This window comes from Mycobacterium gordonae, assembly GCF_017086405.1.
Lineage (GTDB): Bacteria > Actinomycetota > Actinomycetes > Mycobacteriales > Mycobacteriaceae > Mycobacterium > Mycobacterium gordonae_D.
The window spans coordinates 3,809,800-3,824,138 of sequence record NZ_CP070973.1 but is presented as its reverse complement, the minus strand read 5'-3'; the positions used below and the strand labels follow the sequence as shown (position 1 = coordinate 3,824,138).

At 74.7% G+C, this 14,339-nt stretch carries 3 protein-coding genes; all 3 read right to left on the bottom strand.

All coding sequences use genetic code 11. The features are described 5' to 3' along the window. Nucleotides 1-12: 12 nt before the first annotated feature. Entirely contained in the window at nt 13-6,624 is a 6,612-nt protein-coding gene (locus tag JX552_RS16110; protein WP_205873068.1) for a PE family protein, read from the bottom strand. Between the two features lie 418 nt (nt 6,625-7,042). Next, on the bottom strand, nt 7,043-10,303 hold the full coding sequence (locus JX552_RS33375; protein WP_205873066.1) for a PE family protein: 3,261 nt from the start codon (nt 10,301-10,303) through the stop codon (nt 7,043-7,045). Beyond that, nucleotides 10,300-14,220 (bottom strand): PE family protein, encoded by a 3,921-nt coding sequence (locus JX552_RS16100; RefSeq protein ID WP_205873065.1) that lies wholly within the window; start codon nt 14,218-14,220, stop codon nt 10,300-10,302. The genes JX552_RS33375 and JX552_RS16100 overlap by 4 nt, the downstream gene beginning before the upstream one ends. Nucleotides 14,221-14,339 lie beyond the last annotated feature (119 nt).

Genomic DNA, 14,339 nt, shown 5'->3' with positions numbered 1-14,339 from the left:
CCTACGCAGGTGTCAGATGACGCTTCCGTTGGTGCCGTTGGTGCCGAAGCCGGCCGGCCCGTTGCCGCCGTTGCCGCCCTTGCCGACCGTTGTGCTGCCACCAGCACCCACATGGGCGTCGCCGCCGTTGCCGCCGTTGCCGCCCTTGGCGGTGGCCAGGCTGCTGGTACCCCCGTTGCCGCCATCTCCGCCGATGCCTTTGCCGGTGCCATCGGAGTAACCCAGGCCGCCGGCTCCACCAGAGCCGCCCTGTGCGCCGCTTCCGCCGAGACCTCCCAGGCCGCCGCTTGCGGCGGCGGCGCTGCCGGTATTGGTGATGAATCCGGTTCCGCCTGCCCCGCCGGCGCCGGCGGTGCCGCCATTCGCCCCGCCGCCGGCGGCTCCGGCGCCGCCGGCGGCGGAGCCGAGGCCCTGGTTGGTGGCGTTGCCTCCGGCGCCGCCATTGCCGCCGTTGCCGCCGGTCGCGCCGCCTGCCGCCCCGGCCCCACCCTTGCCGCCGGTGGCGCTGCCGGCCGAGGTTTGCTCGGAAACGAAAGCATCGCCGCCGAGACCGCCGGCCCCGCCGTTTCCAGTTGTCGAACCTGCGCTGCCTAGGCCGCCATTGCCGCCCTTCGCGTTGCCGGTTCCGCTGTTGGCGGCCTGCCCGCCATTACCGCCTGCGCCGCCGCTGGTTGTGCCGTTGCCGCCGTTGCCGCCGAGGCCGCCCGTGGCAGTACCGGCAGCGGTATGAATGGCCTGTCCGCCAGTGCCGCCGGCGCCGCCGGTGCCGTTGGTAGCGACGCCGCCGGTTCCGCCGGTGCCGCCGACGGCCCCGCTCGCGCCGAGGCCGCTCTTGCTTTGAGCGTTGCCGCCGTCACCGCCGCGTCCCAGGACGCCACTGTTGTCGGCGCCGCTGCCGCCGGAGCCGCCATTGCCGCCGGTGGCGGCGGCCGACGAGCCGGTGTTCGAGATGACGGCGTCGCCACCTCGTCCGCCGGCTCCCCCGCCGGCGATGGCACCGGTGCTGCTGCCGCCGGCACCGCCAGTGCCGCCATTGGCGCCCCCCAAGCCGGTCGTAGATGCTCCGCCTCCGGATCCGCCTTTCCCGCCGTTGAACCCGCTGCCACCGGCACCGCCGGTGCCGCCCTTCGCCACCGCCACGGAGCCGGAGTTGTCAACGGTCGCGGTGCCACCGTCGCCACCCAACCCGCCGCTTCCGGTCCCGGTTCCACCCGCGCCCCCGTTACCGGCGGCGCTGATTCCCACGCCGAAATTGGTCGCATCGCCGCCTTTGCCGCCTGCTCCGCCAGTGCTGCCACCGCCGCCCTTGCCGCCGTTGCCTCCGGTGGCCCCACCGGTCGACGTGGAGGTGTTGACCTGCGCGGCACCGCCGGCGCCACCGGCACCGCCGGCTCCGATGGTTCCGGCGGCGCCGTCTGCGCCGCCGCCACCGGTGGCGGGGCCTGTTCCGCCGATGTTGAGCGCGGAGCCGCCGCTGCCACCCGCACCGCCGTTGGCGCCGCTACCCGCTGCACCGCCCGCGCCGCCAGTGGCGCTGCCGCCACCGGCTTGAGTCGCCGCACCGCCGGTGCCGCCGGCTCCGCCGGTGCCGGTAACACCGGTGGCCGTGCCGCCGGCGCCGCCGGTACCGCCGATGGCGGCCGTCGTCGCACTGTTCCCCTCGCCCGAGCCCCCGTCGCCACCGCGACCGCCGCTGACGCCGGTACCGCCGGCACCTCCAGTTCCGCCCTTGGCGGTAGCCGCCGACGTCGTATTGGTGATGGCGGCGTCACCGCCTCGACCGCCGCTTCCGCCGAGACCCGTGGTCCCGGTACCGCCCGCGCCGCCGGTGCCCGGCGTGACACTTCCGGTTCCGCTCGTAGTCGCCGCACCGCCGGACCCGCCCTTGCCCCCGCTCTGGCCGTTGCCGCCGGCTCCACCGTCGCCACCGGTCGCAGCTGACGTGGAGTTGGGGTTGGAGATGGTGGCGGTTCCGCCGTCGCCGCCGGTTCCCCCGGCACCTGCGGTGCCGTTGGCGCCGGAGCCGCCGGCTCCGGCGATCGTGCTTCCCTTGCCGGTGTTCGTCGCGTCGCCTCCGAGCCCGCCGCCGCCGCCTGCCGGGCCAGCGGCGCCCGCGCCACCCTTGCCGCCGGTAGCGGTGGCGTTCGAGCCGCTGTTGTCGATCTGTGCGCTGCCACCGTTGCCGCCGGCACCGCCGACTCCGCCGGTTGTGGTGTTTCCGTCTGCGCCGTCGCCACCGACGGCGCTGCCAGTTCCGCTGTTGATCCCACTGCCACCGTCGCCGCCGGCTCCGCCGCCGCTCGCGCCCTTACCGCCCGCTCCGCCGGTGCCGCCCGCGCCGGTGCCCGCTCCGGTATGGGATCCCTGGCCGCCGGCGCCGCCACTACCGCCGGTGCCGGTCGTTGCGGTGCCGCCGGCGCCACCGGTGCCGCCCTTGGCAGTGGCCGCAGAGGCGGCGTTGGTGACGGTCGCGGCACCGCCTTGACCACCCGCTCCGCCGTCACCGAGGCCGGCGCCACCCTTGCCGCCAGCGCCGGGAGTGACATTTCCTATTCCGGTCGTGGACGCCGAGCCACCGGCTCCGCCGTTGCCGCCATTGGTGGCACCGACACCGCCGTCTCCGCCGGCGCCGCCGACGGCAGTTGCCGTGGAGCTGTTGTTGGAGATGCTCGCGGAGCCGCCGCCACCGCCGGCTCCGCCCACGTCGTCGATTCCCTGGCCGCCGGCCCCGCCGGCCCCGGAGAAGACTCCACCCGTGCCGTTGGTTGATGCGGCGCCGCCCGAGCCGCCGGCCCCGCCGATGGGACCATCGGCGCCTGCTCCGCCGGTGCCGCCTTTAGCGATGGCCGACGACGCGTTGTTGTTGATCTGCGCGCCTCCGCCGCTGCCACCCGCTCCCCCGGTGTCTCCGGCGGCGCCATTCGCACCGGCTCCGCCAGTGGCGTTGCCGGTTCCGGTCTGGATCGCAGAACCTCCGCCACCGCCGGCCCCACCTGTCGCGGACCCCTGACCGCCGGTCCCGCCGTCTCCGCCGAACGCGCGACCGACTCCGGCGTGTTCAGCGCCACCGCCGGCGCCTCCGCTTCCGCCGGAGCCGGACGGGGTGTTGCCGCCGAGCCCGCCGGTACCACCGGTCGCGGTCTGGTTGGAGGTGGTGTTGAGGATGCGTGCGGTGCCACCGATGCCGCCGGCGCCGGCGGAAGCGGTAGTGCCATCGCCACCATTGCCGCCTGTGCCGGCGGTGACGCCTCCCGTTCCCTTGGTGATCGCGTCGCCGCCAGACCCGCCCTTACCGCCGGCGGTGCCGGCAGCACCAGCGCCGCCCTTGCCGCCGGTAGCCGCGGCGCTGGACCCGGTGTTAGTCACCTCTGCTTGACCGCCGCCTCCGCCGGCGCCGCCGGTGCCGGTGAGGCCGCCGCTCGTGCCGTCCGCGCCCGCGCCACCGAATGCGGCACCGGTTCCGCCGTTGGTCGCCGAACCTCCCTTGCCGCCGGCCCCACCTCCGGTGGGACCCGTTCCGCCCGCGCCGGCGACTCCGCCGACGGCGTTCCCGGCTCCGTCGTTATTCCCGGCGCCTCCAGAGCCGCCGGCACCGCCGGTGCCCGCGGTGGCGGTGCCGCCGGCACCGCCGGTGCCGCCGGTGGATGTGGTTGTGGCGGTGTTGCTGTTGGTTTGTGCGGTACCGCCAGCGCCGCCGCGTCCGCCGGCGAGATTGTCGATACCGACACCGCCGGCACCGCCGGTGCCACCGATCGCATTGACTGTCGAGCTCGAGTTGGTGATGGTGACGCCGCCGCCGTCGCCGCCATTGCCGCCGCTGCCGGTGGTGGCGATACCACCGGTGCCGCCCTTCCCGGCGGTGACGTTGCCGGTCCCGTTGGTCGTGGCCGTCCCGCCGAGTCCGCCGTCGCCGCCATTGACGCCGGTGCCGCCGTCGCCGGCGTTTCCAGCGGAAGCGGTGGCTTTCGAAGTGGAATTGGCGATGGTCGCCGAGCCGCCGGAGCCACCCTGTCCGCCGTCGCCGGTGGTGCCGCTGCCGCCGTTGCCGCCCGAGCCGCCTGCTACGCCTCCTGTCCCCGAGGTCGTGCTGGTCCCGCCCTCACCGCCGTCGCCACCGGAAGTGCCGTCGGCACCCGCACCGCCTTTGCCGCCGGTGGCCGTCGCGGCGGAAGCGTTGTTGCTGATCTGGGCGCCGCCGCCGGCTCCGCCGTCACCGCCGGAGCCGGTAGACCCGCCGCTGGTGCCGTCAGCACCCGCGCCACCGATCGCGTTGCCCGTTCCGCCGTTGTCGGCAGACCCGCCTGTTCCACCGGCTCCGCCACCGGCAGGACCGGTACCACCCACCCCGCCCACGCCGCCGATGGCCGTGCCTGCCCCATCGTTGATGCCGGATCCGCCCTTGCCCCCGCTTCCACCGGTGCCGTCGCTGGCGTTGCCCCCGGCCCCGCCGGTGCCGCCGGTGGCTGTCGCCGCGGCGCTGCTGCTGTTGGTTTGCGCGGTCCCCCCGGTGCCGCCCAGTGCGGACAACTGGTTGTCGAATCCGGTGCCGCCAGCCCCGCCGGTGCCGCCGACCAGGCTCACCGTTGAGTTCGCGTTGGTGACGGTTGCGTCGCCGCCGGCGCCGCCGGTTCCGCCGGCGCCGGCAGAGCCGTTGCCACCTCTACCTCCGGTACCGGGATTGACAAGTCCCGTTCCGTCGGTCGTCGCTGACCCACCGGCGCCGCCGTTTCCGCCATTGATGCCGTCGCCGCCGATACCCGCGACGCCTCCAGTTGCTTTCGCCGTCGACAGCGCGTTGGCGATGGAAGCGCTGCCGCCGTCCCCGCCTTTGCCACCGTTGCCCGTGACGCCCCCGCCGGCGCCGTTGGCACCGGCGCCGCCGACAGCGTTTCCAGTTGCGATGTTTATGGCAACGCCGCCTGCGCCGCCGTCTCCCCCGCCCGCAGCACCGGTGCCGCCGGCCCCACCGGTACCACCGATTGCGTCGCCGGCGCCGTTGCTCAACGCGAGACCGCCGGTGCCGCCGTTCCCGCCGAGGCCGGTTGCAGCCTTACCTCCGGCACCTCCGGCACCGCCGACCGCCGGTCCGGTGATGTTGATCCCATCGCCGCCGATTCCGCCGTTGCCGCCGTTGCCGGCGCCGGCGCCGTCACCGCCAGCACCACCCGCACCGCCGACACCCCCGGACGTACCGCTACTGCCGCCCCACCCGCCGTCGCCGCCATTTCCGCCGGCCGTGGCGTTGCCGCCGGCCCCGCCAGCTCCCCCGCGCCCATGGCTGCCGCCGAACCCGCCTTGTCCGCCTTTGCCGCCAGATGTCCCGGCGGGAGCTCCGTCGGCGGCGGCGTCGTAGCCGTGGCCGCCTGTCCCCCCGGTACCGCCGTTGCCCGCGATGATGCTTCCGATCGCACCGCTGGCGCCGGGACTGGCACCCGGCCCGCCGGCCCCACCGCCGGCACCGCCGACTCCCACGGCGCCAGGGTTCCCGCCGTCGCCGCCGGAGCCGCCGGTGGTCACGACGGAATCACCCGCACCGCCGATACCGCCGTCGCCGGGTGCTCCGGCATTGCCTCCGACCCCACCGGCTCCGCCATTTCCGTTTGCTCCCGCGGCGCCGAAAAGCGTCGAGCCGCGTCCGCCGACACCGCCCAAACCGCCGCTGCCGCCATCGCCCCCGGCGCCACTGTTGCCGCCGTTGCCGCCGTCTGCTCCGGCGGTGGTCGCATTCCACCCCGCCCCGCCGACCCCACCCGCACCACCGGCGCCGCCCGTACCCCCGGTGCCGCCGGCCCCGCCCGCGCCGTACACCAGCCCGCCATTACCGCCCGCGCCACCCGGACCGGCGTCGCCGCCCGTACCACCGGGACCGCCCGTTCCGCCGGCCATCATCGAGGTGCCGGGTGCGCCCGCAGTGCCGATCGTGCCGGAGCCACCGGTCCCGCCCACGCCGCCGACCCCGCCGTTGCCGAATAACAGGGCACTACCGCCGAGTCCGCCCGCGCCACCATTGATTCCCACTGCCCCGGTACCGCCCGCTCCGCCGGCCCCCCCGTTGCCCCACAGCCACCCACCGGTGCCACCCGCGCCGCCGGTGCCCCCGCCGACTCCGCCGGCGCCGCCGATCCCGCCGGCGCCAAGTAGCCCGGCCGCTCCACCGGCACCTCCCGGTCCGCCGGGGGCGCCCGAGCCACCATTGCCGCCGTTGCCCAAGAGGATCCCGCCGCCCCCTCCGTTCTGCCCGCTTCCCGGCGCGCCGTCGGTGCCGTTGCCGATCAGCGGACGACCCAGCAGGAGGTTGGTGGGTGCGTTGATCAGATCCAAGATCGATTGCAGGGGTGACACGCTCGCGGCCTCGGCGAGCGCGTACGCCTTACCGCCCTGGGTCAGCGTCCGGACGAACTCCGTCTGGAATGCCGTCGCCTGCCGGTTAAGGGCCTGATAGGCCTGGCCGTGGCTGGAAAAGAGGGACGCGATGGCCGCGGACACCTCATCGCCCGCGGCGGCCAACACCTCGGTGGTCGGCGCCGCGGCCGCCGAATTCGCCGCGCGCATGGACGAGCCGATGCCTGCTATATCCGCTGCCGCCGCGGCCAATAAATCCGGTGCTGCCATTACGTATGACATGTGGTGCTCCCGTTGGTCGATGTGCGGCGTCCGCAGGAAAATTGCGCGGGTACCAGTATTGCGAATTGGTCGGCAATTCGTAAGCTTTCGGCCTAGTAGCGGCAAATCACTTTTCCCGGCCGGCGACGAGCGTCGGAAGCGCCGGCCCCCGCTCGAGTGCTAAGCCCAAAACCCTTGTCGTCGTGTAATTTTGGCGATCCTCGGCTGATGGCACTGAGTTCGAGCTGGTTCGATCGCTGGCCGATAACACCTTCCGGCTTGAATGAATTCATCATCGCTATGAAGCAAACGCGGTGGTCGAAAAAAGTGAGTCAGGCCGGACAACTCCCCCGCCGGTTTCGCCGTGCCGCCCGTTCCGCGGTTGCCGGCGGTGCCCTTACTGATAGCGCCCGGGTGGTCAACACACTGTGCCGATGCGTCAGACGATCGTTCCGTTGCTGCCTTTGCTGCCATTAACGGCGAGGGTCCCGCCGGAGCCGCCGGAGCCGCCGAAACCCGGGGTGGCGTTGCCGATGGAACCGGCGTGGGCGTTGCCACCGTTACCGCCATCGCCGCCGGCGATAAACGTGGCCGAGCTGTCGCCACCCATGCCGCCGTTGCCGCCGACACCCAATCCGGTACCGGCGGTGGATCCCAGACCACCCTTGCCGCCGGTCCCGCCTCGGTCGCCGTCGCCGCCGTTACCACCGATGCCACCCGTTGCCTTTGCCGCAGAGGTGACGTTGGTGATCAGCCCGTTCCCGCCGGCTCCGCCGGAGCCGGCGATCACGCCGCCGTCACCGCCTATGCCGCCCTTGCCGCCGGTGGCGGCGCCTTTTCCTTGGTTCAGCGCGTTCCCGCCCGCACCGCCGGCGCCGCCGTCCGCGGCGGAACTGGCGCCACCCGCGCCACCGGCGCCGCCGGTTGCGGTACCAAGCGAGGCGGAGTTGATCACTTGAGCTTCGCCGCCTCTGCCGCCGGCCCCGCCGGTTGCCGTAGTCCCGAACGGGGAGCCGGAAGCCCCGGCGCCACCAGTTGCATTGCCGGTCCCGCTGTTGATCGCTGTTCCTCCGTCGCCGCCCACTCCGTTGGCGGTGGTCCCGCTTCCGATCTTGCCGCCTTGGCCGCCGGATGCGTTGCCGGCGCCGGAGTGGGTAGCGGCGCCGCCGGTGCCGCCGGTGCCGCCGATACCGGCAGTGGCGTTGCCGCCGCCTCCGCCGTTACCGCCGATGGCAGAGGTCGTGGCGCTGAGACTGTCGATTTGAGCATTGCCACCAGCGCCGCCGCGCCCGTTCAGGGTGCCGTTGCTGGCGCCTTGGCCGCCGACTCCGCCACTCCCGCCCTTGGCGCTGACCGTCGACGCGGTGTTTTTGATGCTCGCGTCGCCGCCACGGCCGCCGTTTCCGCCGGCGCCGGTGGCGCTGGTGCCCGCGCCACCGGCGCCGCCGGAGCCCGGGTTGACGCTTCCGAGTCCGGTTGTGGAGGCCGAACCGCCGGCTCCGCCGTCTCCGCCGGTGATGCCGCTGCCCCCGATCCCACCGACGCCGCCGGTTGCGCTCGATGTCGATGTGGTGTTGCTAATGAGCGCGGCACCGGCGTTGCCGCCGGCGCCACCGGTGGTGCTGCCGTTGCCGCCCGCACCGCCATCGCCCGAGACCACCCCGCCCAGTCCATTCGTCGAGGCGTTACCGCCGCTGCCACCTTTGCCGCCGGTGATGCCGCTGCCGCCGGTGCCGCCCTTGCCGCCGGTCGCGGTGGCCGTCGAGGCGGTGTTGGAGGTGGTCGCGTCCCCGCCCCGACCACCGTTTCCGCCGGTCCCGGACGGCGCCCCGGTTCCGTCACCACCGGCACCGCCGACGGCGCCTCCGGTTCCGGTGTTGTTCGCGGTTCCGCCACTGCCGCCGGCTCCGCCGGCCCCGGGGCCCGTACCTCCGGTCCCGCCGACGCCGCCCGCGGCGGTGCCCGCCCCCGTGTGGAACGCCAGGCCTCCGGCTCCACCGGTTCCGCCGGTACCCGTCGTGGAGTTGCCACCAACTCCGCCGGTGCCGCCGACAGCTGAAGCTGTTGCGCTGTTGCTGGTGGATTGAGCGCTGCCTCCGGTGCCGCCCTGGCCGCTGGTGGCCCCGTTGTTGACTCCGGTACCGCCTGCGCCTCCGGTGCCGCCCTTGGCGGTGGCGGATGAGGCGGCATTCGCGATGTTGGCGTCGCCGCCCCTTCCACCGTTTCCGCCGACGCCCGTGGCGCCGGTGCCGCCAGCACCGCCGGTGCCGGGGTTGACATTTCCGGTTCCGCTGGTGAGGACCGATCCGCCGGCACCGCCGTTGCCGCCGGTTGCGCCGCTCCCTCCGGCCGCGCCGTTGCTCGCGGTAGCGGTGGCTGAAGAGGCGGTGTTGGAAATGGTCGCGCTACCGCCGGCGCCGCCGGCGCCACCGGCAGCCGTGGTGCCGTTCCCGCCGGCGCCTCCGGCGCCGGAGACGACGTTCCCTTTCCCGACCGTGGAGGCGCTACCGCCGCCACCGCCGGCTCCGCCTCCGACGCCGTTACCGCCGGTCCCGCCGTTGCCGCCGGTAGCGGTGGCGGCGGAGGCCGTGTTGTTGATTTGGGCGGCCCCGCCCGTGCCACCGGCTCCGCCGGTCGTCCCTCCGTTTGTGCCGGCCGCGCCGGCGCCCCCGAAGGCGTCGCCAGTTCCGGTGTTCGTCGCAACACCGCCCCCGCCGCCTGCCCCGCCGGCGGCGGGACCGGTACCACCGGCGCCCCCCACGCCACCGACGGCGTTGCCGGCTCCCGAGTGGAAACTGAAACCACCGTTACCGCCGGCCCCGCCAGTGCCGGTAATGGCGTTGCCGCCGGCTCCGCCGGTGCCGCCGATCGCAGCGGCGGTCACGTTGCCGCTGTTGCTCTGCGCGCCGCCTCCGTCGCCGCCGCGCCCCTGGAAGAAGCCGCCGTTGCTCGCACCGGTGCCGCCGGTCCCGCCCGTGCCGCCCTTGGCGCTAACGGACGAGCTGACGTTGGTGATGACGGCGTCGCCACCTCGACCACCGATGCCGCCGGCCGCACTGCCGCCGTTTCCGCCCGCACCGCCGGTGCCCGGCGTGACGGCACCGACCCCGCTGGTAGACGCCGACCCACCCGCTCCGCCGTCGCCGCCGGTGGTTGCGCCGTTGCCTCCTGCCCCACCGACGCTGCCGGTAGCAGTCGCCGCGGAGGCGTTGTTGGAAATCGCCGCGCTGCCGGCGCCACCCCCGGCTCCGCCTACACCGGTCACCCCGGTGCCGCCATCGCCGCCGGCGCCCGAAGTGACCGCTCCGGTACCTGTGGTAGTTGCTGCACCGCCGAATCCGCCCGCCCCGCCGATCTGGCCCACCGCGCCGGCTCCGCCACTGCCACCGGTAGCGGTAGCGGACGAGGCGGCGTTCACGATGTTGGCGTTGCCGCCCGAACCACCTGCTCCGCCTGTGGCTCCTCCGGCGGTACCGTTCGCACCAGCACTGCCGGTGGCGTTTCCGGTGCCGCTATTTGTTGCGGAACCGCCGTTGCCGCCTCTGCCGCCGGCGGCAGGGCCGGTCCCGCCGGCGCCGGCAACGCCGCCCACCGCGTCGCCTGCTCCTGCATGGAATGCGCTACCACCTGCTCCACCGGTCCCGCCCGCGCCGGTGAGAGTGTCGCCGCCGATCCCGCCGGTGCCGCCGGTCGCAGTCACGGTTGAGGTGGCGTTGCTGACTTGTGCGTTGCCGCCGCCCCCACCCGCACCCGCCGCACCCGTGGTGCCGTCCCCGCCGTCACCGCCGGCGCCGGCGGTGACGCTTCCGATGCCCGCGGTAGTCGCCGCGCCGCCAAAGCCCCCGGCTCCGCCCGCGGTCCCGTTGGCGCCGGTGCCGCCGTTGCCGCTGATGGCGGCGCCGGATGAAGCGGCGGAGGTGACCTGCGCGTTGCCGCCGTTGCCGCCCGCTCCGCCGGTGCCGGTGACTCCTCCGCCGGTGCCGTCGGCACCGGCAGCACCGATGGCGTCCCCGGTGCCGCCGTTGAATGCAGCGCCGCCTTGGCCGCCTGCCCCGCCTCCGGCGGGACCCGCTCCGCCGCTGCCGGCGATGCCGCCGAAGGCGGTACCGGCCCCGTTGTGCGTCGCGCTACCTCCGGTGCCTCCGGTGCCTCCGGTGCCGGTGGTGGCGTCGCCGCCGGCCCCCCCGGTGCCGCCGGTGGCGGTCGTCGCAGAGCTGCTGCTGTTGGTCTGCGCGTTGCCGCCACTGCCGCCGCGCCCTTGGAACAGACCGTTGTTGACGCCGGTACCCGCGGCCCCGCCGGTGCCGCCGACCGGATTGACCGTCGAGGAGGCGTTATTGATGAACGCTCCCCCACCGGAGCCTCCGAACCCGCCGAAGAGGCTGGTTCCGGTGCCGCCCGCGCCGCCGATGCCGGGGTTACGTTGCCGGTTCCGTTGGTCGTCGCAGTTCCGCCGAAGCCACCGTTTCCACCCGCGGCGCCGTTACCCCCGGCGCCGCCGTTGCCTGCGGTAGCCGTTGCATTCGACGCGCCGGCGGAAATATTGGCTGCGCCGCCACCGCCGCCGGCTCCGCCGGACCCCGTGGTGCCATTTCCACCCGCACCGCCGGCGCCCGCGGTGACGCTTCCCGTCCCGGTGGTCGAGGCACCACCGCCAAACCCGCCGAATCCGCCCGCGGTGCCGTCGGCGCCCGCCCCGCCTTTACCGCCGCTTGCAATCGCCGACGAGGCAACGTTGGACACTTGTGCGGTGCCGCCGCTGCCGCCGGCCCCACCCTTGCCGGTGCCCCCTCCTCCGGTGCCGTCCACGCCGGCGCCACCCGTGGCGGCACCGGTCCCGGAGTTGAAGGCGTTGCCGCCGTTGCCCCCGCCTCCGCCTCCGGCGGGCCCCGCACCGCCGGTCCCGCCGACCCCGCCGATGGCTGCGCCCGCTCCAGAGTGGATACCGAGGCCGCCGGTCCCGCCGGTGCCGCCCGTTCCGGCGGTGGCGTTGCCCCCGGCTCCGCCCGCGCCCCCGGTCGCTGAAGTTGCGGCGTTGCTGCTGTTGGTTTGCGCGCTGCCCCCAACCCCACCGCGCCCTTGGAACCCGACGACGGCGTTATCCACTCCAACGCCGCCTGCGCCGCCGTTGCCGCCGACCGGGCTGATGTCGGAGGCGCTGTTGGTAACCTCCGCGCTGCCCCCGCCACCGCCAATTCCGCCGCCGGAGGTGGTACCGGTACCGCCTGCGCCACCGGTTCCGGCTGTGACGGTTCCGACGCCGCTGGTTACTGCCGATCCGCCGAAGCCGCCGCTACCCCCATTGGCACCGGTGCCACCGGCCCCGCCGTCGGCCGCGGTCGCAGATGCCGTAGAAGTGGCATTGGAAATGGTTGCCTGGCCCCCGACGCCTCCGTTTCCACCGGCTCCCGTGGTGCCGTCTCCACCCTTGCCGCCGATACCCGAAGTGACGCTGCCCGTGCCGCTCGTCGCCGCCGCCCCACCGCTTCCCCCGCTGCCGCCGCTCGTGGCGCCGGAGCCCCCGGCTCCGCCACCGGCTCCGACGGCGGTGGCCGACGAGGCGGCGTTGCCGATACTCGCGGCACCGCCGGTCCCGCCCGCCCCGCCCGCCCCAGTGGTGCCGGCGCCTCCCGCACCACCCACGCTGGGGTTGACGTTGCCGGTTCCGGAGTTGGTCGCCGGACCTCCCGCACCGCCGTTCCCGCCGACGGCGCCATCGCCGCCGGCGCCGGCCGTGCCTGCCGTTGCCGAACCCGCCGAAAGGACATTGGTGACGGCCGCGCCGCCCGCCGCGCCACCGTTGCCACCTTGACCTGTCAAGCCGCCGCTTGCGCCCGCCGCTCCGTTGCCGCCGACGGCGTTGCCGGTGCCGTTGTTGAACCCCGGACCACCGGCGCCGCCGTCGCCACCGCCCGCAGCGCCGATACCGCCTGCCCCGCCGTCGCCGCCGATACCGTCCCCGCTGCCGTTGCTGGATGCCAGCCCGCCGTCGCCGCCGCGTCCACCGCGCCCGATCGCGGCGTCGCCGCCGGCGCCTCCGGCACCGCCGACCGCGTTCCCGGCACCGGTGTTGTAGCCGTCGCCGCCGCCGCCGCCGCTGCCGCCCAGGCCGGCAACTGCTCCGTCACCGCCCGCGCCGCCTGCGCCGCCGATACCGCCGGAAGCACCGCTATTGCCGCCGCGACCGCCGGCGCCACCATCTCCGCCGGCGAGCGCGGCGTTGCCGCCCGTGCCACCGGCTCCGCCTTTCCCGAAGTTGCCGCCTGCCCCGCCGGCGCCGCCTTTGCCGCCGGCGGTGCCGGCGACGGCCGAGAGGTCGCCGGCGGCGTTGTAGCCGTCACCGCCAGCGCCGCCGTCGCCGCCGGTGGTGGGCGCCGAGCCGGCGGAACCGTTCACCCCGGCGCTGGCACCGGGACCGCCGGCTGCACCGCCGCTGCCGCCGACACCTGCACCGCCGATCTCACCGCCGTGGCCGCCATCCCCACCCGCGGGATTGAAGGCATCGCCATTGCCGCCGCGCCCGCCGGCCCCTGATGTCGCGCCATCACCGCCGGCGCCCCCGATCCCGCCGCTGCCGTTCGGGCCCGCGGCGCCGAACAACATCGAGCCACGGCCACCCGCGCCGCCCGCCCCGCCACTGCCGCCATCGCCGCCGGCGCCGCTATCGCCGCCGGCGCCACCGCCGACTCCGGCGACGTTTGCGCTCCATCCGTCACCGCCGGTTCCGCCCGTTCCGCCGGCGCCGCCGGCGCCGCCGCTGCCTCCAGCGCCGCCGGCGCCGTACACCAGGCCACCGTTACCGCCCGCCCCGCCCGTACCGGCATTGCCGCCGGCGCCGCCGGCGCCACCGTTGCCGCCGTTCGGTACGGCTGCGGTGCCCAGGTCGCCCGCCTTTCCGATTGCGCCGGCCCCGCCTGCCCCGCCCATGCCTCCGGTCCCGCCGTTACCTAACAGCAGGGCGCTCCCGCCGATACCGCCGACGCCGCCGTTGACGCTGGTCCCGCCGATTCCGCCGGCGCCGCCTGCGCCGCCGTTGCCCCACAGCCACCCGCCGGCGCCGCCGCTACCGCCGGCTCCGCCGCCGACGCCGCCCGCACCGCCGGCGCCACCGGAACCCAAGAGCCCAGCCGCGCCGCCGGTTCCGCCGGCTCCGCCGGGCGCACCCGATCCACCGTTGCCGCCGTTACCCCACAGGATCCCGCCGCCCCCGCCGTTTTGCCCGGTACCGGCCGCGCCATCGGTGCCGTTGCCGATCAGCGGGCGCCCCAGCAGGAGGTTGGTGGGTGCGTTGATCACTGCCAGCACCTGCTCGCCCAGCGTCTGCAACGGCGACGCGTTTGCCGCCTCGGCTATCGCATACGAGCTCCCGGCGCGGGTCAGCGCCCTGACGAATTCGGCCTGGAATTCGACCGCCTGCCGGTTGAGGGCCTGATAGGCCTCCCCATGGGTGGAAAACAGCGACGCAATCGCCGTGGAGACCTCGTCCTGCGCGGCAGCCAACACCTCGGTCGTCGGCATCAAGGCGGCGGAACTCGCCAAGCGCAGAGACGAACCGATGCCGGCTACGTCCGCTGCCGCTGCTGCCAATAATTCCGGTGCTGCCACTACGTACGACACGTGATGCTCCCGTTGGTGGTATGCGGCGATCGTATGAAATTTACGCGTTGTTCAGTATTCCGAATCGATCCGGTATTTGTAAGCTTTCGGCCGGTTATTCTCGTCTTTCTGGATTTTCA

Bases quoted from the DNA above. Each gene is read 5' to 3' on its own strand.
- JX552_RS16110 (WP_205873068.1), bottom strand. From the start codon at position 6,624: ATGTCATACGTAATGGCAGCACCGGATTTATTGGCCGCGGCGGCAGCG.